Origin of the sequence: Pseudomonas sp. GX19020, from assembly GCF_023371075.1 — a bacterium.
Lineage (GTDB): Bacteria > Pseudomonadota > Alphaproteobacteria > Rhodobacterales > Rhodobacteraceae > Pseudogemmobacter.
Window position 1 is genome coordinate 1 of record NZ_JAMCCR010000018.1, and the last position, 21,164, is coordinate 21,164.

The window sequence follows — 21,164 nt, forward strand, 5'->3', positions numbered from 1 at the left end:
CTAAGGGTAGAGCGGTTGAGGTTCGTCGCGTACCGTAGGCAACTTTTTGCTGATTTTTGAGTGTCTGCTTAGCCAGTACTTCTGCGAATGCGTCGCTACGGCACCGAAAGGAGGCTCTCCGCCCATCACGGGCGGTAGGGCAGGATGATCGCTGCAGTATGAACGAACGACGGCTTTCCTAGGCCCACTGCGGGCGCAATGCCGCACCGCCATCAGTCAGCTTCCCGCCCTTTTCGACTTTGCAGGCGTTTTGGTGGCATTACCTGCTGCTGACAGCGTGTCTGGCCATGCAAGTCATTGGCAAGATGATGTTTTTTAACGCATCATGTTCTGGGCGAGTGTGAAAGTGCAGTGGTGTGTCACCACCCACTATAGGCAATTATTCACGTGGAGCTAGCCGATTTGTATAACTGTGCGCCCTCTGATTTTCCCGGTGACAATATCGTTGGCCAGTTCCGGCAGGGCTTCCATCGGAGCAACTGTTGTCAGCTGCGCCAATTTTGCGCGATCAAGGTCGCGCTCCAGTAACGACCACGCCCGTGACCGTAGCTCTTGAGGGCACATTACGGAGTCGACTCCCAGAAGCGCGACCGAGCGCAGGATATGCGGCATGACCGACCCCGGCAGATCCGCGCCGCCTGCCAGTCCACAGGCGGCAAAAGCCCCGCCATAAACCGTCTGGGCAAGAGCATTGACGAGGGTATGACTGCCAACAGAATCCACACCGCCCGACCAGCACTCGGCCTGGAGCATCTTGCCCGGCTCTGACAGGGTGTTGCGGTCAAGGATAGCGGTAGCCCCAAGGCCGCGCAGGAAACCCTCTTCCGAGGGCCGGCCAGTCGATGCCGTCACCTGCAGGCCCCGCGCGGCGAGAAGCGCAATCGCCACCGTGCCGACGCCTCCTGCGGCGCCGGTCACCAGAAATGCGCCGCCCCGACCAAGCACCCCGTGGTCTTCCAGAGCCAGGATACAAAGGGCCGCTGTATAGCCCGCCGTACCGATGGCCATAGCCTCTACCGGCGAAAATCCCGAGGGCAGCCGCGTCAGATGCTGCGGTTTCACGCGCTGAAACCGGCTATAGGCGCCCCATTCGGTTTCCGAGAGGCCCCAGCCGTTAACGATCACCGGATCGCCCGCTTGCCAGTCAGGAGAGCGTGACGAGACCACAACACCGGCAAGGTCTATCCCCGCCACCATCGGCAACCGTCTGGCGATCCGGCCCTTGCCGGTGATCGCCAGCCCGTCTTTGTAGTTCAGGCTGGAATGGCTGATCTCTACCAGAACTTCATTGTCGGGCAGGTCCGCGAGGCTCAGTTCGGTGATGGCCGCTTTATGCTGCCCGTCTTCCGCGCTGATCACCATGGCGGGAAATGTGCTGGTCATAGGAACTCCATTCTCGCGGCGCCGCTGTGAGCGGCCAATGCTAAGGATGCTACTGCGCGCAGGTCGGCCTGCAAAGGCCAGCTGGCGCGGATGTGCCCGCAACGCCCTGACCGCCAGCGGCCCGCGTTGCCGCTCGCGCAGGATGAAAGCCAGCTATTCCAGTGCGATGCCGCTGAAGCCACCTGCACAAGGCAAACCTCAGATTATGGGGGCGGTAGAATTTACGCGGGTTGTCTATTCCGGAATAACCGGGTTTGACAGGTCACAATGGACCGGCGTCAGGCCGAGCTCGGCCCGGCAGGCCTCCAGTTCAGTGAATTCCGCCATCAGCCAGTCGCGCACCTTCTGCACCGCCGGGCGGCTGGTGGCAGAGCGGCGCATCACAAGGTGATAAGAGGCCCCGGTCTTCAGAAGGCGCGTGCTTGCGGGCACAAGACCACCGCTGAGAATCTCGCCCGCTACCACATGCCACCAGCCAAGTGCCACACCCTGACCCTTGATCGCGCCCTGGATCACCAGCGCGTAATCCGAAAAACCAAGCTCGGTCGCATCGCGCATCGGCCCCATATCCATCACGTCGAGGAACCGTGTCCAGGGGATCCGCATCCGCCCCATCAGGCTGGCAAGCACTTGGCCTTTCAGCCCCTCGGGCCCGTCGATCAGCCCGTGCTCCTCAAGATAGCCAAGGCTGCAAACCGGGATCACCATCTCTGCATCCAATGGCAGCCTCTCGATATCTTCGCCTTCGGGCATGTTGTAGCGCAGCCCGATATCTGCGGCACCGATCCGCCCCAGAGGCTCGCCATGGATCAGGTCAAGCCGCATGGTCACACCCGGCACCTCGCGGCGAAAGCGATCGAAGCGCGGCATCAGCCAGTGGATCGCAAAGGCCGAAGTGACCGAAACGGTGACGATTTCCGGGTCCTGGGCGCGACTTTCAATCTCGCAGACAGTATTTTCGATCCGCTCGAACCCTTCGCGGACGGCCCGGAACAAGAGGCGACCTTCGCCGGTCAGCTCCAGCCCGCCAGCTTTGCGGATGAAAAGCGTGGTGCCGAGATGCTGCTCCAGCCGCGAGATCATCCGGCTGATTGCGGGCTGGGTCACGTTGAATTCGCGTGCGGCGAGCGTGAAGTTGCAATGCCGCGCCGCAGCCTCGAACATGAAGAGCGCCCCGGAAGAAGGCAGTCTTGGGCGCAGGGGCATGGCGGATGTCTCACTATGATCTGAGGTTATGGTAGTCCTACAATTACAGAACTCAACAGGGAAAATCCGGCTGCTAAGGTGATCTGAAATTGGGCCTCTCTTTTACGAGGCGCCCCGTCCAGCAGAGAGCCCAGCGATTTGTCAGCCAGCTTCCCGCATCTGTTCACGCCTCTGACCATCATGGGGCATGAGATCCGCAATCGCATTCTGTCGACCGGGCATCAGACCTGGCTGGCGGAAGATGGTCGCCCGGGCGACGCGCTGATTGCCTATCACGAGACCCGCGCGCGGGGCGGGGTCGGGCTGATCGTGACTGAATCTGCGCGGTTTCATGCCTCGGGGATTGGTGAGGCGAAGGACCTGGCACTGACCGATGATGCCGCAATTCCGTATTATGCGCGGCTGGCCCTGGCAGTGCAGCGGCAGGGCGCGAAGATCTTCGGGCAGCTTTCGCATTCCGGGCGGGTGACGCGGCGGATGATGAACGGGATGCGCGGCGTGGTCTGGGCGCCGTCATCGGTGCCGGAGAACCGCTTTCATACCCTGCCGCGCGAGATGCCGGCAGAGATGGTCGCCGAGATCATCGCAGCCGCGGGCGAGGGCGCGCGTCGCTATGCCGAAGCGGGCTATGACGGGGTCGAGTTGATGGCGAGCCATGGGCTGCTATTCGCGCAATTCCTGAACCCGGCGGTGAACCGGCGCGAAGACATCTATGGCGGCAGCGATGAAAACCGCCTGAGACCGCTGCGTGAGGCGCTGATTGCGGCGCGGCGCGCGGTCGGGAAAAGCACTGTGTTGGGGCTGAGAATTTCTGCCGATGAGGACAGCGAGTGCGGGCTTGACGCGGCGTCGATCCTAGCGGTCTGCCAGCGTCTCAGCGATGAGGGGCTGGTCGATTATATAAACACAACGATTGGGTCGATGGCCGATCCGGGGGCCTCGATCCATGTGGTGCCTCCGATGGAGGTGGCGCCGGGTTACGTCGCGGCGAAGGCGGCGGTGATCCGCAGGGGCGTGTCGGTGCCGGTCCTTGTCGCCGGGCGTATCAACCAGCCGCAGGTGGCCGAGGCTGTGCTGATGGCGGGCCAGGCCGATATGTGCGGCATGACCCGCGCGCTGATCACCGACCCGGATTTGCCACGCAAGGCGCAGACCGGCCGCTCGGATGAAATACGTGCCTGTATCGGCTGCAACCAGGCCTGTATCGGGCATTTTCACGCGGGAAACCCGATTTCCTGTATCCAGAACCCGGTCGCGGGGCGCGAAATCCAGCTTGGCGCGCCGCCCGCTGCCGCACGCGGGCTGAAAGTTCTGATCGCGGGCGCCGGACCTGCCGGGATGAAAGCCGCGGTCACCGCAGCGCAGATGGGCCATCATGTGATCCTTGCCGAGGCCGGCGCGCAGCCCGGCGGTCAGGCTTTGCTGGCGCAACAGCTGCCTGAGCGGGCCGAATTCGGCGGGCTGGTGACCAATCTGGTGACCGAGTTGCGCCATGCTCAGGTGCCGATCCGCCTGAACACCCGTGTGACGCGGGCGCTGATCGAGACCGAGCGCCCGGATGCAGTGATCCTTGCCACCGGCTCTGCGCCATATCCGCGCGTGCTGGAAGGCGAAGGCGGCGATGTCATTCAGGCGACCGAGCTGTTGGCAGGTCGGGCAAAGCCGGGCGCGCGGGTGGTGATTGCCGACTGGCGCTGCGACCAGATCGGCATCGGGCTTGCGATGCGATTGACGCGGCTGGGCCATCACGTGCGGCTGGTCGTGGCGGGGGTCTGCGCCGGGCAGAACCTTCAGCAATATCTGCGCGACCTCTGGATCGGGCGGCTGCATGAAGCCGGGATCGAAGTGATCCCCTTCGCCCGCATCTACGGGCTGGACCGGGGCACCGCCTGGTTTCTGCACACGACCAGCGGTGCGGCGGTCGAGGTTGCAGGCTTCGACAGCCTGATCCTCGTTGAGGGCCATGTCCCCGATCAGACGCTGGAACGTGAGATCGCGACCGTGGGCCTGCCGACCCTCAGTATCGGAGATTGCATGATCGCGCGCAGCGCTGAAGAGGCGATTTATGACGGTCTGGTCCAGACCCGCCAGTTTCTGGGCGCGCTGACCGCACCCGTCGCCGCAGGAGAATAAGAGAATGAGCAAGGCCATCGGGGCCCTTTTGCGCCCCAAACGGCTGGCGATTGTCGGCGCCAGCCCGAAGGAGGGCAGCTTTGGCGCAAGCCTGCTGCAATCGATCCGTTTCCTGGATTTCCCGGGCGAGGTGGTTCTGATCAACCCGCGTCATGACCGGATCGGCGATGCCCCCTGTTACGGCAGCATTGCCGACGTGCCGGGGCAAGTGGACTGCGCCGCTTTTGCGGTTGGTGACGCGCATCTGGTGGCTTCGCTGCGCGAGGCGGCTGCGGCGGGGCTGAAGGGCGCGGTCCTTTACGGGCGTGCCCATGGCGAAGAGCACGGCCGCGCGCGCCAGGATCTGATCCGCGAGGCCGCGCGGGATGCGGGTATGGCGGTCTGCGGTGCGAATTGCATGGGGTTCATCAACCTTGCCGACCGGCTGCAACTGACAGGGATGCCGTTTCGGGCGCTGCCTGCGCCGTCGGGCGTGGCGCTGATCTCGCATAGCGGGTCGACATGGTCGGGCCTGGTGGGCAACCGCCGCCAGATGGGGTTCGACTACGCGATCTCGGCAGGCCAGGAACTGGCAACGGGGGTGGCTGATTACATCCGTTTTCTGGTGCGTGAAACCGAAATCCGGGTGATCGCCTGTGTGCTCGAAACGATCCGGGACCCGGCAGGCTTTGTCGCGGCGGTTGGGCTGGCGCGGGAAAAGGGCGTGCCGGTCGTGGTGCTGAAACTCGGGCGCAGTGCGGCGGCGAAGCATTTCGCAATTTCGCATTCCGGAGCGCTGTCGGGATCGAACGCGGCTTATGACGCCGTTTTTGCGCGACATGGCGTGATCCAGGTTCGCAATCTTGATGAGCTGCTGGATACGGCGGAGTTGATGGCGCTGCGCCGCCATATGCCTGCGGCAGGCATCGCTCTTGGCACCGATTCCGGCGGCGAGCGGCAGCTAATTACGGATCTCGCCGCTGATATCGGCCTGGCCTTTGCGCCGCTTGCGCCCGGCACAGTTGCGGCGGTGGAAGCCCATCTTGACCCCGGAATGGAGGCCTCGAACCCACTGGATTACTGGGGCGATGGCAAGGATGTGATGGCCCCGGTTCTGATCGAAATGTCGCGTGATCCGGGTGTTGGCATCGTGGTGATGGCGACCAATCTGCCGCCCGACCGGCCCTTCTCGGACCAATCCGCCGCCGCGATCCGGGCGGTTCATGCCGCGACCGACAAGCCGGTGGCGGTGATGGGAAACATCGCCTCCACCCTCTCGCCCGCGATTGCAGAGGCGCTGCGCGGGCGCGGTATCGCGGTCTTGATGGGAACGGCGAGCGGGCTGGCGGCCCTTGGCCATCTCAGAGCTTGGCGGTTCGGGGAACCGGCGGCGGATGAGACCGCGCCCCTGCCGCTGAGCAAAGAGGCGCTGCGGATCATTTCTGCGACGAGCCAGGAAGTTCTGCGGAGTATTGAAGGGTTTCAGCTGCTTGCCGATGCCGGGATTCCCTGTGCAGCAGTGGCGGAGATTGCCGCTCCGGCCCGGATCAGTGCATTTGCGTCGCAACATGGCTGGCCGCTGGCGCTGAAGATCGACGATGCGGCGATCCCGCATAAATCCGACCTGGGCGGGGTTTTTCTTGCGCTGAAGGATGAGGCAGAGGCCATCGCGGCCTGGGGCGCCTTGCGCGCCCGGCATCCGGAGGCACCGATCATTGCGCAGGCAATGGCGGCGGGGGTGGAGATCATTCTTGGCATGACGACCGACCCCGATTTCGGACCGCTGATCACGCTGGGTCTGGGCGGCGTGTTCACCGAAGTGTTCCGCGACACCACCGCTGTGCTGCCGCCTTTCAGCGCCGTGACCGCGCGCCAAGCGCTGGAACGCCTGAAGGCCTTCCCGCTGCTGACGGGCGCGCGTGGCCGGGTGCCGGTGGATCTGGATGCGCTTTGTGCCCTGATCTCACGCTTTTCGGCTTTCGCGGTCGGTGCGGCGGGGCTGTTGCAGGAAATCGAAATCAACCCGGTTCTTGCCGGCCCCGGCGGTGCGGTTGCGGTTGATTGCCTCGCGCGCAGAAAATCCCCGAACCAGAAGGAGGCGGCCCCTCATGGCCAGTGATTACGAAACCATCAGGGTCGAAGTGTCGGATGAGGGCATTGCCCATATCATCCTGAACCGGCCCCGGGTGCTTAACGCCATCAATTCGGTGATGATGCGCGAGGTCAATGAGGTGATGGACGCGCTGGAACGCGCCCCCGATATCCGCTGCTTTATCGTCTCGGGTGAGGGACGGGCCTTTTCCGCCGGGTTCGATCTGAAAGAATCCGCTGCGGCGGGCGAGCGCAGCGTTCAGGACTGGCGCCGCGTCCTCGAGGCTGATTTCGATTTTGTCATCCGCTTCTGGGATTGCCCGAAGCCGACCATCTCGGCAATTCACGGCCATTGCATCGGCGGCGGACTGGAACTGGCGGTGGCCTGCGACATCGCCATTGCGGGCGAGGACGCGATCTTTGGCGAGCCTGAGGTGCGGTTCGGTTCGGGGATTGTGGCGATGGTGCTGCCCTGGATGGTGGCCCCGAAACACGCGAAAGACATTCTGCTGACCGGCAATGACCAGATCACCGCGACGCGCGCCGCCGAGATCGGCCTTGTGACCGAGACGGTCTGGGAAGGCCACCATGTCGAGCGCGCCTTTGAAAAGGCGCTTGAGATTGCCGCCGCCGCTCCGCTGTCGGTCGAACTGACCAAGCGCGCGATCAATCGCAGCTTCGACATGCGCGGCATGCGCAATGCGCTGCTGGCGGCGGTGGAGACCGATCTCGTCATCGAGACATCGGGCGGGGCGGAGCGAGCCGAGTTTAACCGCATCCGCAAGGAGGAGGGGCTGAAGGCCGCCATCGCCTGGCGCAACAGCCGCTGACCCAGACGCAGAGCCGGGAGCAAACCCCGGAGAACGACATCAACAGGGACCGACCAGAATGAAAGCTGCGATTTTTCACCGCCCCGGCGAAAGGCTGACCATCGAAACCGTCAGCATCGACAATCCCGGCCCGCGCGAGGTGCTGATCCGCACCGCCGCCGTAGGTCTGTGCCATTCAGATCTGCATTACATCGACGGGCTTTACAGCGTGAACACGCCTGCCATTCTGGGCCATGAGGCGGCCGGGGTGGTCGAGAAGATCGGCGCGGATGTGACCGGCCTCGCGCTTGGCGATCATGTCATCACCTGTCTCTCGGTTTTTTGTGGCCATTGCGCCTATTGCACCACCGGCCTGCCCTATAGCTGCGACCATCAGCATGAGACGCGGCGCGGCGCGCATGATGCGCCTCGCCTCTCGCTTGGGGATAGGCCCTTGCATCATTTCTACGACCTTGCCGGCTTTGCCGAACAGATGCTGGTCCATGAACATGCGGTGGTGAAGATCCGCCGCGATATGCCGCTGGACCGCGCTGCGCTGATCGGCTGTGCGGTGACAACCGGCATGGGGGCGGTAACGAATACCGCCCGGATCCCGGTCGGGGCGACGGTTGCGGTGATCGGCTGCGGCGGTGTCGGGCTTTCGGCGATCAACGGGGCGGCGATTGCCGGGGCGGGGCGCATCATCGCGGTCGACATCCAGCCCGGCAAGCTTGACCTCGCGCGGGCTTTTGGCGCGACGGATGTGGTCAATGCGCGGGAGGTTGATCCGGTCGAGGCGGTGCTGGCGATGACATCGGGCGGGGTGGAATATTCCTTCGAGGCGCTTGGGGCGAAGGCGACTGCCGAACAGGCCTGGAAGATGCTGCGCCGATCAGGCACGGCGACGGTGATCGGCATGGTTCCGAAAGGCCAGATGCTGGAGATCGACCCGGTTGCCCTGCTGATGGACCGCAGGTTGCAGGGCTCTAACATGGGGTCGAACCGGTTTCGCGTGGATATGCCGCGTTATGTCGATTTCTACATGGCGGGACGGCTGCATCTGGACCGGATGATCGCTGACCGTATCCCGCTTGAACAGGTCAATGAAGGGTTTGAAACCCTGCGCCGTGGCGATCTGGCACGCTCGGTCATCACCTTCCCGCAGTGACATATTCGGGAAAGGCCGCTGCGGGGCGGCCTTTCTGCCGGTCAGGCCTGCCGCTTTCGCGACATATGGAACATCGGGCCGCCCCTGTGACGCGGAAATCCATAGCCATGGATTTCGACCAGATCGATATCCGCAGGGCTGAGGGCGATGCCCTCAGCCAGGATTTTCTGCCCCTCATCCGCCATCACCCCGACCAGCCGGTCCGCAATCCCGGCGCTGTTCAGCGGGCGCGCCGTCAGCACAAATGGCGCAAGCAGCCCGGCCACCCTGTCCGACGGCAGGGGCTGACGGCTTCCTGGCGCATAGTCATACCAACCAGCCCCGGCTTTCTGCCCAAGCCGTCCGGCCCGGACCAGGACATCGCCCGGGATCTCAGGCACGCCCTCGCCTGAGGCCCGCGCCGCCTCTCGCGCGCGAAAGGCAATGTCCAGCCCGGACATATCCTGCATCTCGAAAGGCCCCATGCCAAAGCCGAAATCGCGCATCGCCCCGTCGATGGCGGCGGGCGGGATGCCTTCTGTCAGAAGCATCTCGGCGGCGGCGCGGTAGCGTTTCAGGATACGGTTGCCGATGAACCCCTCGCAATTGCCCGCTGTGACTGGAATTTTGCCCAGCCTTGCCGCCAGTGCGAATCCGGTGGCACGCGTCTGCGGCGAGGTGGCAGCCAGCGGCACGATCTCCAGCAGCTTCATCACCTGCGCGGGGCTGAAGAAATGCAAGGCGATGAACCGCCCGGGATGGGGCAGGTCGGCGACAATCTGTTCGGGGTCGAGGTAAGAGGTATTGGTCGCGAGAATCGTTTCAGGCCCGCAGACCCCGGCAAGCTCTGCGAATACACCGCGTTTGACGGCGAGATCTTCGAAAACCGCCTCGATCACCAGATCGCAGCATGACAGGTCCGCCAGCCCGACAGTGCCGGTGACCAATGCGATCCGTGCCTCTGCCGCCGCCGCATCATGCAGCCCGCGTTTCACCTGGGCCGCGAAGATTGCGCTCAGCCGGGCCATGCCGGTTGCAAGGGCCTCCGGGCTGGTCTCGGCCAGGGTCACCGGCAGTCCGGCATTGGCCAATGCGGCGGCGATGCCGCTACCCATTGTGCCGCCGCCGATCACGCCGATCCGGGCCAGGGGGGCAGGGGTGATGCCACGCAGCGAAGCGGGGCGTGGCGCCGCGCGTTCCGCAAAGAACAGATAACGCAGCGCCGCCGCCTCATCCGAGCGGCGCAGGCGCAGGAAGGTTTCACGCTCAAGGCGGATCCCGGCGGCAAAGCCTGCGGTGGCCCCCTCGTGAATTGCCGCCAGCGCGGCCAGCGGCGCCGGATTGCCGCGCGCCGCTTTGGCGATGCGGGCGCGCGCTTTATCCCAGAATTCCGCCCCGGGATCCTCCAGCGGGCGCGTGGCGGCAGGGGCTGGCAAGGGGCCGGTAAGCCCACGGGCAAAATCCAGCGCCGTCCGGATCAGATCGTCACCGGCGAGACCGTCAGCAAGCCCCGAATCATGCGCCTCGTCTGCGGTGATTTCACGGCCCCCGGTGATGACGTCGATGGCGGCGGCGATGCCGATCAGCCGGGGCAGCCGCTGCGTGCCGCCAGCACCGGGGATGATGCCGAGTTTTGTTTCCGGCAGGGCGATCCGGGCGGTCGTCGCGAGAATGCGACAGGAACAGCCAAGCGCCAGCTCGGCCCCGCCGCCAAGGGCTGCGCCATTCACCGCAGCGATCCATGGCTTGCGCGCGGCCTCGATGGCGGCGATCACATCGGGCAGATGTGGTGCCTCGGGGGGGCGGTCGAATTCGCTGATATCGGCGCCTCCGACAAAAACCTTGCCCGCGCCGGTCAGCACCACCGCGCGAATGCCGTCATCGGCCTCCAGCGCGGCGATTGCGGCGATGAGCGCCTGACGGGTGGCAAGGCCAAGCGCATTGACCGGCGGATTGCTGATCGTCAGAACTGCGATGCCATCGTGATCCTCACGGCGGACAAGATCTTCGGTCATGGTCTCAGGCCCTTTCGATGATCATGGCGATGCCTTGGCCGACGCCGATGCACATGGTGCACAGCGCATAGCGGGCCTGACGGCGCTCCAGCTCATGAACCGCACTCAGCACCAGACGCGCGCCCGATGCGCCCAGGGGATGCCCAAGCGCAATCGCGCCGCCATTGGGGTTCACATGTTCCGCGTCATCGGCCAGACCAAGCCCGCGCAGCACCGCAAGTGACTGCGCCGCAAAGGCTTCGTTCAGCTCAATCACATCCATATCGGTGATCGAAAGCCCGGTGCGGGCCAGCAGACGCTGCACGGCGGGCACCGGCCCATAGCCCATGACGCGTGGCGCGACCCCGGCAGAGGTCATCGCAACCACCCTTGCGCGTGGGGTCAGCGCGTGATCGCGCAGGGCCTGATCGGATGCCAGCAGCAAGGCCCCCGCCCCGTCATTCACCCCCGAAGCATTTCCTGCCGTGACGCTGTTGCCTGGCCCGTTGACCGGCTTCAGCCCGGCCAGCTGTTCAGGGCTGGTTGCGGGGCGCGGATGCTCGTCCGTGTCGAAAACCAGAGGGTCGCCCCGTTTTTGCGGCAGGGAGACCGGCATGATCCCGGGCGCAAAACGACCGGCCGCCTGGGCCGCGGCCCATCTTTGCTGGCTGCGATGCGCAAAAGCGTCCTGGTCCGCGCGCGAGATGCCATGCTCTGCCGCGACATTGTCGGCGGTCTGGGGCATCGAATCCGTGCCGTAAAGCGCCTCCATCCTTGGGTTGGGAAAGCGCCAGCCGATTGTGGTGTCAAAGATCCCGGCCTGGCGTGAGAAGGCCTCTCCGGCCTTGGCCATGACGAAGGGCGAGCGGGTCATATGTTCGACCCCGCCCGCGATCATCAGATCGGCCTCGGCGCAGCGCAGCGCACGCGCGGCCTGACCCACCGCCTCCAGCCCGGAGCCGCAAAGCCGGTTCACCGTAACCCCCGGCACGGTCTCTGGCAGACCCGCCAGCAAAAGCGCCATACGCGCCACATTGCGGTTATCCTCGCCCGCCTGATTGACGCAACCGAGGATCACATCCTCGATCCGTGCCGGATCAATTTGAGAATGTCGCTGCATCAGCGCGGCCAGCGGCAGCGCCGCCAGATCATCGGCGCGCAACTGCGCCAACGCGCCCGCATAACGGCCAAACGGGGTGCGGAGACCATCAATGATCCAGGCGTTTTTCATGATAACTCCTATGATTTCAGCATATTAGATCAGATTTTTACCCGCAGGCCGGCAACCGGACCGGTCCGCATAACACCCCGAAAGGTCGCATCACCCGGCGCAATCCTTTGCCAGCATAAGCACGCAAATTGGGAATTCGCAACATTTCTGATTGATCGGGCAATCAGAAATGTTGACTTGTCGGATTCGATTGCCCACTACTTGCGGGAAGCGCGATGCCCGGCGGCAAGAGCGGGCAAGTGCAAGGACCAATGCGCGGAATGAAAGGGGAGGTCGGCTATGACGACGAATGATGCGGCGAAGACATCGGGTGCTGTCAGCGCGGCGATGCGGGATCACATCCTTTTGCCCGCGCAGGAGATGGCGAAACTTGGCAAGGCGTCTCAGCCCGTGCTGACCCATGCCGAGGGCATCTATGTCTATACCGAAGACGGACGCCGTCTGATTGATGGCCCCGCAGGAATGTGGTGCGCGCAGGTGGGGTATGGGCGCCGCGAAATCGTCGATGCGATGGCGCATCAGGCGATGGTGCTGCCCTATGCCTCGCCTTGGTATATGGCGACCAGCCCCTCGGCAAAGCTGGCGGAAAAGATCGCCTCACTGACGCCGGGCGATCTGAACCGGATCTTTTTCACCACCGGCGGCTCGACGGCGGTCGACAGCGCACTGCGCTTTTCCGAGTTTTACAACAACGTGCTGGGGCGGCCGCAGAAAAAGCGCATCATCGTGCGCTATGACGGCTATCACGGGTCGACCGCACTGACGGCGGCCTGCACCGGGCGCACCGGAAACTGGCCGAATTTCGACATTCAGCAGGACCGGATTTCCTTCCTGTCCAGCCCCAATCCGCGCCATGCCGGCAACCGGAGCCAGGAGGCCTTTCTCGATGACCTCGTGCAGGAATTCGAGGATCGGATCGAAAGCCTCGGCCCCGATACCATCGCGGCTTTCCTTGCCGAGCCGATCCTGGCCTCGGGCGGCGTGATCATTCCGCCCAAAGGCTATCACGCGCGGTTCAAAGCCATCTGCGAAAAGCATGACATCCTCTACATCTCGGATGAGGTGGTGACGGGCTTTGGCCGCTGTGGCGAATGGTTTGCATCGGAAAAAGTGTTCGGCGTGGTGCCCGATATCATCACCTTCGCCAAGGGCGTGACCTCGGGCTATGTGCCTCTGGGGGGCCTCGCGATTTCCGAGGCAGTGCTGGCGCGGATCTCTGGCGAGAATGCCAGAGGCAGCTGGTTTACGAACGGATATACCTATACCAACCAGCCGGTCGCCTGTGCCGCCGCCCTCGCCAATATCGAACTGATGGAGCGTGAAGGCATCGTCGATCAGGCCCGCGATCTGGCAGAGTATTTCGCCCGGGCACTGGCCTCGTTGCGCGCGCTGCCGGGTGTGGCAGAAACCCGTTCCGTGGGACTTGTCGGCTGCGTGCAATGCCTGCTGGATCCGACCCGCGCCGATGGCAATGCCGAGGACAAGGCCTTCACGCTGAAGATCGACGAGCGCTGTTTCGAGCTGGGCCTGATCGTGCGCCCGCTGGGGGATCTTTGCGTGATCTCGCCGCCGCTGATCATCTCGCGCGAACAGATCGACGACATGGTTGCCATCATGGCCCGTGCCATCACCGAGATCGGTGCGGCGCATGGCTTGCACGTAAAAGAATCGGCTGCTGTCTGAAGCGGCCCAGAAACCCCACATCCAACAGGAGCAGAGATGCTGCAAGAGATTGACTGGCACGCCCGCGCCAAAGCCGTGGCCCTTCCGAACCGCCCCTTTATCGACGGCAAATATGTCGACAGCCTGTCAGGCGAGAGTTTTGCCTGTATCTATCCCGGTGACGGGCGCCTGCTGACGCAGGTCGCCTCGTGCAATGAGGCGGATGTGGATGTCGCCGTCCGCTCTGCCCGCAAGGCTTTCGATTCCGGGGTCTGGTCGCGGATGGCCCCGGCAGACCGCCGCCGCATCCTTTTGCGCTTTTCCGAACTGATCCTTGCGAACCGGGAAGAGCTGGCGCTGCTGGAGACGCTGAATGTCGGCAAGCCGATCGCCAATGCCTATAACGGCGATACGGTCAGCGCCGCCGCCTGCATCGCCTGGTATGCCGAAGCCATCGACAAGGTTTACGGCGAGGTTGCGGCGACCGCCCATGACATGACCACCCTGGTGGTGCGCGAACCCCTTGGCATCGTCGCCGCCGTGGTGCCGTGGAACTACCCGATGTCGATGGCGGCCTGGAAGCTTGGCCCGGCGCTTGCGACCGGCAATTCCGTCATCCTGAAACCGGCAGAGCAATCGCCGTTCACCGCGCTGAAATTCGGCGAACTGGCGGTAGAGGCGGGCATCCCGCCGGGTGTTCTGAACGTGGTGCCGGGACTTGGCCATATCGCGGGCCGCGCGCTTGGCCTGCATATGGATGTCGATTGCGTCGGCTTTACCGGATCGACCGAGGTCGGCAAGTATTTCATGCAATACTCCGGCCAGTCCAATATCAAACGGATCGGGCTGGAACTGGGCGGCAAATCTCCTCAGGTTGTGCTGGCCGATTGCGAAGATCTGGATGCGGCAGCGGCAGGAATCGCGGCGGGGATCTTTGCCAATACAGGGCAGGTCTGCAACGCCGGCTCGCGTCTGATCGTCGATGCTAAGATCCGCGATGTGCTGCTGGAGAAGATCGCGGCCCAGGCGAAGATTTTCGCGCCGGGGGATCCGCTTTCCGCCACGACCCGCATGGGTTCGATGGTCAGCGAAGAGCAGATGGACCGCGTCCTTGGCTATATCGACGCCGGTCGCGCCGATGGGGCCAATGCGCTGATCGGCGGCAACCGGGTGAAGACCGAGACCGGCGGTTTCTATATCGAGCCGACGATCTTTGAAGGCGTCCGCAATGATATGAAGATCGCGCAGGAAGAGATCTTTGGCCCGGTGCTCTCGGCCATCACCGTCAATGGGTTTGATGAGGCGATGGCGGTGGCGAATGACACCGTTTACGGCCTTGCGGGCGCTGTCTGGACTGGTTCCATGAAGAACGCGCATCGGGCGGCCAAGGCGCTGCGGGCAGGTGTGGTCTGGGTCAACTGCTTTGACCGTGGCTCGCTGGCGGTGCCGTTCGGCGGCTTTAAACAATCGGGCTTTGGCCGCGACAAGTCGCTGCATGCGATGGACAAATATACCGACCTGAAGGCCGTCTGGTTCGCCCACTGAGCAGCCGCTGCGCATCGCCCGCGCTCCCCGGGCGATGCGCGTTTTCCCTCCCCCTCCCCCCAGACTGGAGTCCACCTATGTGGAAGGACGAAGTCCTCGCAGAGGCTGTCACCCCTTACGAAGAACGCCGCAACCGGATCGAGGCAGAGCCGCTGCCCGGGAATATCGGCGCGCTGATCGATGAGGCCGCGCAGGCGGCAGGTGACCAGGTGCTGTGGAATTTCTTCGAAACCGGCGAGACCATCACCTACCGTGAGATGCGCCGGATGGTGAACGGGCTGGCGACAGAGCTTGTGGCGCTTGGGATCACCAAAGGCACGCATGTGGGCGTGATGCTGCCGAATATTCCGGCCTTCCCCCTGACCTGGCTGGCGCTTGGCCGGATCGGCGCGGTGATGTTGCCGATCAACCCGGGCTATACCCCGCGTGAGATCGCGCATGTAATGCAGGTGGCCGAAGCCGAATGGGTTGTGACCCATGACACCACCCGCGCAGTGCTGGACCAGGCGGATGCGGATGGGCTTGTCAGCCTGCCCGCCGACCGGCTGATCGTGGTGGGCAGCGCGGCTGGCGGTGCGCATGACTGGGGCAAGCTGGCGGCCAGCCCGCGCGAGGATTTCACGCTACCCGCGCCTGTTGGCCATGACGACCTGCTGAACATCCAGTTCACATCGGGCACTTCGGGTTTTCCGAAAGGCTGCATGCTCAGCCAGCGTTACTGGATCTCGGCGGGCAAGGTGAATGCGTTCCGGGACGGGCGGGTTTACCGCCGCATCCTCGCCTCGACGCCGTTTTTCTACATGGACCCGCAATGGCTTTTGCTGATGACGCTGTATCAGCGCGGAACGCTGTTTGTGGCCGCAAAGCAATCGACCAGCCGTTTCTCGGCCTGGCTGAAAAAACATCAGATCGAATTCTGCCTGCTGCCTTGGGTGCTGCATGGCATGGCGCCACAGGCCCATGACGCCGATAACCGCATCATCCGCGCCAATATCTACGGCTGCCCGCGCGACCTGCATAAGGGGATCGAAGAACGGTTCGACCTAAACGCCCGCGAAGCGTTTGGGATGACCGAAATCGGCCCGGCGATGTTCGCGCCGGTGGAGCGGGCGGACAAAGTCGGCTCCGGCTCCTGCGGGGTGCCTTGCCCGTTTCGGGAATGCCGGATCATCGGCGAAGACGGCCAGCCCGTCGCCCAGGGCGAGACCGGAGAGCTGCAGATCCGTGGCCCCGGCATCATGCTGGGCTATTACAACAACCCCGAAGCCACAGCCGAGGTGCTGAAGGACGGCTGGTTTTCATCCGGGGACCTGTTCCGCCAGGATGCGGATGGATTTTACTATATCGTCGGCAGGAAGAAGGACATGATCCGCCGCTCTGCCGAGAATATCGCCGCGCGCGAGGTCGAGACCGTGCTCGCCGCCGCGCCGGGCGTGGCCGAGGTCGCGGTGGTCGGTGTGCCAGACGCGCTGCGCGGTGAAGAGGTCAAGGCCTGCATTCGCCTGAAAGAAGGCGTCATCCTCAGCGACGCGCTGCTGGAAGGGATCATCACGACGGCAAAAGCCGGCCTTGCGCCGTTCAAAGTGCCGCGCTTTTACGCATTCGTCGATGATTTCCCCCGCACCGCATCGCTGAAAATCGCCAAGCCGCTGATCACCGCCGGGGTCAAAGATCTGCGCGCCGGCAGTTACGACCGCACCACCAATGCCTGGATCGAAGGGGTATCCGCATGAAGCCTGGCTATGATGCGATCATTGTCGGCGGTGGCCATAATGGGCTGACCTGCGGTGCTTATCTTGCCCGCGCCGGTGTCAGGGTGCTTGTGGTCGAGCGGCGCGAGATCATCGGCGGCGCGGCGGTGACGGGCGAGATCGCGCCCGGCTATCGCAGTTCTATGGCGTCTTATTATCAGGGACTGTTGCAGCCGAAGGTCATTCTGGACCTTGAATTGCAGAAATACGGCTTCGAGGTGCTTACGGCCGCGCCCACCGTCTTTGCGCTCGAAGGCGGCCGCACTTTTACCATGTGGGACGACCCCGACCGCTTCGCGGCCGAGATCGCAAAGTTCTCGAATATCGATGGCGAGGCCTATGCGAAATACCGCGCGCATATGCTGAAAATCGCACCACATATGAAGCAATTGCTGTGGGAGGTGCCGGTCAACCCCTCCAGCGGCAAGCTGCGTGATCTGAAGCGGCTGGCGGGTTTCGTCTGGCGCTTCCGCAAGATCGGGCCGCAGTTTTACGACATCTACAACCTGCTGACGATGAGCGCATATGACTACCTGTCGCGCTGGTTCTCATCCGATGATGTAAAGCTGGTTCTGGGCTTTTTTGCCGGTGGCGGTGGTGCCAATTCCAGCCTGAAGACGCCGGGTTCAGCCTATATGCTGGCGCGTGGCATCGTGCGCGATGGCACGACCGCGGCGGGGCCCGGGGGCTTTATGAAAGGCGGAATGGGTGCTATTTCCGACGCGATCCGCCGTTCGGGTGAGGCGCATGGCATGGAAGTGCGCACCTCTTGCCCGGTCGAAAAGATCCTGACCGAACAGGGCCGCGCGGTCGGCGTGCGAATGGAAGGCGGCGAGGAAATTCGCTCGAAAATCGTGATTGCCAATGCGACGGCGCGGACGATCTTCACGAAACTCGTCGACACCGCGACCCTCCCCGAAGAGTTCAATCGCGACATCCGCAACATCCGCTGCGAAAGCACGGTGTTCAGGGTGAATCTTGCACTGTCCGCGCTGCCCGAAGCGCCGGTTTTCAGCCAGGCCAGTCCGGACGGCGGCGTCGTGCCGCAAATGACCATCGCGCCGAATGTCGCCTATATGGAGCGTGCCTGGCATCAGGCCCAGGGGGGCGATATGTCGGACGAGCCGTTCCTGATCGTCAAACTCCCCTCGATGGTCGATCCGACGCTGGCACCGGCTGGCCATCACATCATGAATATCTTCGGCGGCCATGCGCCCTACACGCTGGCCAGGGGGAACTGGGACACCCGCCGCGACGAGCTGTGGGAAAAGGTGCTGCGCGTGCTGAAAACGCAATTCCCTAGTATCGAGGACAAGATCCTGCATCGCCAGATCCTGACACCCCTGGATATGGAGCGGATTTTCGACCTGCCGAACGGCCATGTCCATCATGGCGAGATCAGCGCGGATCAGATGTTTTTCCGCCGCCACTCCCCGCAATTCGCCGATTACCGCAGCCCGGTAGAGTTCCTTTATCAGGCCTCTGCGTCAGTCCATCCGGGGGGGGGCGTGACCGGCGTGCCGGGGCATAATGCGGCGAAAGTGATCCTTGAAGACCGCCGGAAATGGAGCTGACCTGATGTTGATCGATTTTGCCTCGCGCCCGCCGCATCCGGATTTCGCGCCCTCTGCGCCGCATCTGCAGAATTATCGGCGCGTCTATCAGGCAAGCGAAAGCCGTTCTGCGGCGTCGGACGCGGCGCAGGGGCTCGACAGCTGGCTTGCGACTTACGAACGCCTCGGCGCCCGCCATGTGGTGCTGAAAGCGCGCGATCTGACCACCACTTTCGGGTTCAAGATCCCGAATGAAGTGGTTGCCGATTTCATCCAGGCCCATGGCCCGCGCTATATCGGTTTTGCGGGGGTTGACCCCTGGCAGGCAGATGCGGTGGCGCAATTCGATCACGCTGTCCGCAATCTTGGGTTGCGCGGTCTCAATCTGCAATGTTTCGAGCTTAAGCTGCGCCCTGATGACGAACGGCTCTTTCCGCTCTACGAAAAGGCAATCGAGCTGAATGTGCCGGTGAATATCCATTGCGGCATCAATTTCTCGACCCATACGCCGATGGCGATAGGTCGGCCTGAATATCTCGACACTGTCATGGTGCGCTATCCGGAACTGCGCGCGGTGGCCTCGCCCCCCGGCTGGCCCTGGGTGCAGGAGTTGATCGGTGTCGCCTGGCGGCATCCGAACCTTTATATCGGGGTGCTGGCGGTACGCCCGAAGCTGCTGGCGAAACAGCATTCCGGTTATGAGCCGCTTTTGCAATATGGCCGCACCATCCTGAAAGAAAAGATCATTTTCGGATCGGCCTTTCCGATGATGCCGGTTGAAACCGCCCTCGCGGATCTCGACGGGCTTGGCCTTGATGCGGCGACACGGCAGCTGTGGCTGCACGCCAATGCGGCGCGGTTCCTGGGCCTTGATGCTGGCGGAACTTGACTTTGCGCCTGCACCCTTTCATGCCGACAGGATTGTGCCACGCCGATTGCCCTGCCGCGAAGTGCCGGAGTCCCGATGACCGAGCAGAAACCAAAAGCAAAGCGCAGCAGCGCAGCCCCGGCCAAGACCCGCGATGACCAGGTGGTCGACCGGCGCCGCTCGCTGCTGAAAGCGGCGGTGAAGGTGATCTCGAAACGGGGGCTGACCGGGGTTACGATCAATTCCATCGCGGCCGAGGCGGAATGCTCTTACGGGGTGGTGGCGTTTCACTTCCAGTCGAAGGAAGGCATCATTTTCGCCGCCCTCGACCATACGGCGGCGGAATATGAGGCATTTCTCGCGCGGCTGAATGCGTCTGTGCGCAGCCCGGCCGAGCGGATCCGCCACATGATCGACACCGATTTCAGCCGCAAGGCGGCGGGGCAGGATTCCATCGCGCTCTGGCTGGCTTTCTGGGCCGAGGCCGCGCGCGTGCCAAGCTTTCGCAAACGCTGCGCAGCACTTCGGGTGCAATACAATGAGGCCGTGACGGCGGATGTGTCAGAGCTGGCCGCTTTGCGCGGGCTTACGGTGCAGGCCGAACAGATCGCGGTCACGCTGAACGCGATGATCTCTGGCCTCTGGATCGAGAACCTGTTGCTGCCGGTGACAATTGCCGAGGGCCAAAAGCGCGGACATGATGCGTCTTTGGCCTATATGCGCCTGATTTTCCCCGAGGATTTCTGATCCCCAGGCAAAGGCGAAGAGGCGTCAGCCGCGCGCGGCCTCGAACCCTTTCAGCACATTGACCGCATTCACCCCGATTGCCTCGATGGCATAGCCGCCCTCCATCACGAAGAGCACCGGGATGCCAAGCGCCGCGATCTTTGCCCCGATCTGCGGGTAATCCGCGCTTTGCAGCCTGAAATGCGAGATCGGATCGCCCTGATAGGTGTCAACGCCCAGCGAGACCACCAGTCGCTCGGGCGCAAAGGCCCTGATCCGCTGCAGACCCTCATCCAGCGCGGCGCTGTAGGCGGTGAAATCCGCGCCCCAGGGCAGGGGCAGGTTGAGATTGGCGCCCGCCCCTGCGCCCTCGCCGGTCTCGTCCGCAAAGCCGATGTAATAGGGGTATTCCTGCACCGGATCGCCATGGATTGAGACCGTCAGCACATCGCCCCGGTCATAGAATATGTCCTGGGTGCCATTGCCGTGATGGTAGTCAATATCCAGCACCGCCACGCGTTCCGCGCCACGGGTGCGAAACTGCTGGGCCGCAATCGCGGCGTTGTTCAGAAAGCAGTAACCGCCGAAATAGTCGCGCCCGGCATGATGGCCCGGCGGGCGGCAAAGGGCGAAAGCCGCTGCCTCACCGGCCTCGATCAGCTGTACGCCAGTCAGCGCGCAATCAACGCCGGCGCGCGCGGCCTCCCATGTCCCGGCAAGGATCGGGCTGCTCATATCGACCGCATAGCGGCCCAGTTCGGCCCCTGGCCGCACCGTGGGGATCATCCGCGACCGGCGCGGCGGCCAGATATTCGGATAGGCCGGGACCAGGCCGACTTCGGCGGTCCAGGCCTCCCAGACGGTCTCCAGAAACCGCACGAATGTCTCGTCATGGACCGCCAGCACGGGCTTGAAATCAAAGCTGTCGGGCGCGATCACCGGGCCAAGCCTTGAGCGCGTTACTTCTGCCAGGACCAGTTCAGCGCGGCGTGGGATCTCGAAGGCCTCTACCCATTTGCCGCGATAGAACTCGGTTTCAACGCTTTGCAACGCGTGTTTGTCGGAGAAGATCGTTTTCATCATCGG

General features: G+C 63.5%; 15 protein-coding genes. 10 read left to right on the forward strand and 5 right to left on the reverse strand.

The annotated features are described in order from the left end of the window. Positions 1-393: 393 nt before the first annotated feature. Both M3484_RS20195 and M3484_RS20200 read right to left on the reverse strand, forming a co-directional pair. The gene (locus M3484_RS20195) at positions 394-1,383 is read right to left on the reverse strand and encodes an MDR family oxidoreductase (RefSeq protein ID WP_249498960.1); all 990 of its coding nucleotides are present in this window, start codon (positions 1,381-1,383) and stop codon (positions 394-396) included. Positions 1,384-1,617: 234 nt separating this feature from the next. Further along, positions 1,618-2,589 (reverse strand): LysR substrate-binding domain-containing protein, encoded by a 972-nt coding sequence (locus M3484_RS20200; RefSeq protein WP_249498961.1) that lies wholly within the window; start codon positions 2,587-2,589, stop codon positions 1,618-1,620. Between the two features lie 138 nt (positions 2,590-2,727). Between M3484_RS20200 and M3484_RS20205 the strand changes: the two genes are divergently transcribed. Genes M3484_RS20205 through M3484_RS20220 form a run of 4 tightly spaced genes read left to right on the forward strand, consistent with a single transcriptional unit; the run spans position 2,728 to position 8,769 of the window. Beyond that, positions 2,728-4,722 carry an oxidoreductase gene (locus M3484_RS20205; RefSeq protein ID WP_249498962.1) on the forward strand — a complete coding sequence of 665 codons (1,995 nt, stop codon included), beginning with the start codon at positions 2,728-2,730 and terminating at the stop codon, positions 4,720-4,722. A 4-nt stretch (positions 4,723-4,726) separates the two neighbouring features. Then, the gene (locus M3484_RS20210) at positions 4,727-6,820 is read left to right on the forward strand and encodes an acetate--CoA ligase family protein (protein ID WP_249498963.1); all 2,094 of its coding nucleotides are present in this window, start codon (positions 4,727-4,729) and stop codon (positions 6,818-6,820) included. Beyond that, entirely contained in the window at positions 6,810-7,622 is an 813-nt protein-coding gene (locus M3484_RS20215; RefSeq protein WP_249498964.1) for an enoyl-CoA hydratase/isomerase family protein, read from the forward strand. The genes M3484_RS20210 and M3484_RS20215 overlap by 11 nt, the downstream gene beginning before the upstream one ends. A gap of 58 nt (positions 7,623-7,680) precedes the next feature. After that, on the forward strand, positions 7,681-8,769 hold the full coding sequence (locus M3484_RS20220) for a Zn-dependent alcohol dehydrogenase (RefSeq protein ID WP_249498965.1): 1,089 nt from the start codon (positions 7,681-7,683) through the stop codon (positions 8,767-8,769). 41 nt (positions 8,770-8,810) lie between these two features. Here M3484_RS20220 and M3484_RS20225 read toward each other — a convergent pair whose 3' ends face one another. Together M3484_RS20225 and pcaF are read right to left on the reverse strand one after the other, a co-directional pair. After that, complete coding sequence (locus tag M3484_RS20225; RefSeq protein WP_249498966.1) at positions 8,811-10,763, reverse strand: 3-hydroxyacyl-CoA dehydrogenase NAD-binding domain-containing protein; 1,953 nt, start codon at positions 10,761-10,763, stop codon at positions 8,811-8,813. A gap of 4 nt (positions 10,764-10,767) precedes the next feature. After that, on the reverse strand, positions 10,768-11,973 hold the full coding sequence (pcaF, locus tag M3484_RS20230; RefSeq protein ID WP_249498967.1) for a 3-oxoadipyl-CoA thiolase: 1,206 nt from the start codon (positions 11,971-11,973) through the stop codon (positions 10,768-10,770). Between the two features lie 279 nt (positions 11,974-12,252). Between pcaF and M3484_RS20235 the strand changes: the two genes are divergently transcribed. The 6 genes from M3484_RS20235 (at position 12,253) to M3484_RS20260 (ending at position 20,099) form a co-directional block, all read left to right on the forward strand. After that, positions 12,253-13,656: an aminotransferase gene (locus M3484_RS20235; RefSeq protein ID WP_249498968.1), complete on the forward strand. Its 1,404-nt coding sequence runs from the start codon at positions 12,253-12,255 to the stop codon at positions 13,654-13,656. A 36-nt stretch (positions 13,657-13,692) separates the two neighbouring features. Continuing rightward, the gene (locus M3484_RS20240; protein WP_249498969.1) at positions 13,693-15,180 is read left to right on the forward strand and encodes an aldehyde dehydrogenase; all 1,488 of its coding nucleotides are present in this window, start codon (positions 13,693-13,695) and stop codon (positions 15,178-15,180) included. A gap of 77 nt (positions 15,181-15,257) precedes the next feature. Further along, positions 15,258-16,913, forward strand: a complete 1,656-nt coding sequence (locus tag M3484_RS20245) for a class I adenylate-forming enzyme family protein (protein WP_249498970.1) — start codon at positions 15,258-15,260, stop codon at positions 16,911-16,913. After that, positions 16,910-18,505, forward strand: coding sequence for a phytoene desaturase family protein (locus M3484_RS20250; RefSeq protein ID WP_249498971.1), 1,596 nt, complete (start codon positions 16,910-16,912; stop codon positions 18,503-18,505). Before M3484_RS20245 ends, M3484_RS20250 begins: the two co-directional genes overlap by 4 nt. Positions 18,506-18,509: 4 nt before the next feature. Next, complete coding sequence (locus M3484_RS20255) at positions 18,510-19,373, forward strand: amidohydrolase family protein (RefSeq protein WP_249498972.1); 864 nt, start codon at positions 18,510-18,512, stop codon at positions 19,371-19,373. 75 nt (positions 19,374-19,448) lie between these two features. Continuing rightward, positions 19,449-20,099: a TetR family transcriptional regulator C-terminal domain-containing protein gene (locus M3484_RS20260; protein ID WP_249498973.1), complete on the forward strand. Its 651-nt coding sequence runs from the start codon at positions 19,449-19,451 to the stop codon at positions 20,097-20,099. Between the two features lie 24 nt (positions 20,100-20,123). Here the strand turns inward: M3484_RS20260 and M3484_RS20265 are convergent, their stop codons facing one another. Next, on the reverse strand, positions 20,124-21,158 hold the full coding sequence (locus M3484_RS20265) for a histone deacetylase family protein (RefSeq protein ID WP_249498974.1): 1,035 nt from the start codon (positions 21,156-21,158) through the stop codon (positions 20,124-20,126). Positions 21,159-21,164: the final 6 nt, after the last annotated feature.

Excerpts from the sequence above, each read along its gene's own strand:
- M3484_RS20195 (WP_249498960.1), bottom strand. The coding sequence starts at position 1,383 with ATGACCAGCACATTTCCCGCCATGGTGATCAGCGCGGAAGACGGGCAG.
- M3484_RS20200 (WP_249498961.1), bottom strand. The coding sequence starts at position 2,589 with ATGCCCCTGCGCCCAAGACTGCCTTCTTCCGGGGCGCTCTTCATGTTC.
- M3484_RS20210 (WP_249498963.1), top strand. The coding sequence starts at position 4,727 with ATGAGCAAGGCCATCGGGGCCCTTTTGCGCCCCAAACGGCTGGCGATT.
- M3484_RS20215 (WP_249498964.1), top strand. The coding sequence starts at position 6,810 with ATGGCCAGTGATTACGAAACCATCAGGGTCGAAGTGTCGGATGAGGGC.
- M3484_RS20220 (WP_249498965.1), top strand. The coding sequence starts at position 7,681 with ATGAAAGCTGCGATTTTTCACCGCCCCGGCGAAAGGCTGACCATCGAA.
- M3484_RS20225 (WP_249498966.1), bottom strand. The coding sequence starts at position 10,763 with ATGACCGAAGATCTTGTCCGCCGTGAGGATCACGATGGCATCGCAGTT.
- pcaF (WP_249498967.1), bottom strand. The coding sequence starts at position 11,973 with ATGAAAAACGCCTGGATCATTGATGGTCTCCGCACCCCGTTTGGCCGT.
- M3484_RS20235 (WP_249498968.1), top strand. The coding sequence starts at position 12,253 with ATGACGACGAATGATGCGGCGAAGACATCGGGTGCTGTCAGCGCGGCG.
- M3484_RS20240 (WP_249498969.1), top strand. The coding sequence starts at position 13,693 with ATGCTGCAAGAGATTGACTGGCACGCCCGCGCCAAAGCCGTGGCCCTT.
- M3484_RS20245 (WP_249498970.1), top strand. The coding sequence starts at position 15,258 with ATGTGGAAGGACGAAGTCCTCGCAGAGGCTGTCACCCCTTACGAAGAA.
- M3484_RS20250 (WP_249498971.1), top strand. The coding sequence starts at position 16,910 with ATGAAGCCTGGCTATGATGCGATCATTGTCGGCGGTGGCCATAATGGG.
- M3484_RS20255 (WP_249498972.1), top strand. The coding sequence starts at position 18,510 with ATGTTGATCGATTTTGCCTCGCGCCCGCCGCATCCGGATTTCGCGCCC.
- M3484_RS20260 (WP_249498973.1), top strand. The coding sequence starts at position 19,449 with ATGACCGAGCAGAAACCAAAAGCAAAGCGCAGCAGCGCAGCCCCGGCC.
- M3484_RS20265 (WP_249498974.1), bottom strand. The coding sequence starts at position 21,158 with ATGAAAACGATCTTCTCCGACAAACACGCGTTGCAAAGCGTTGAAACC.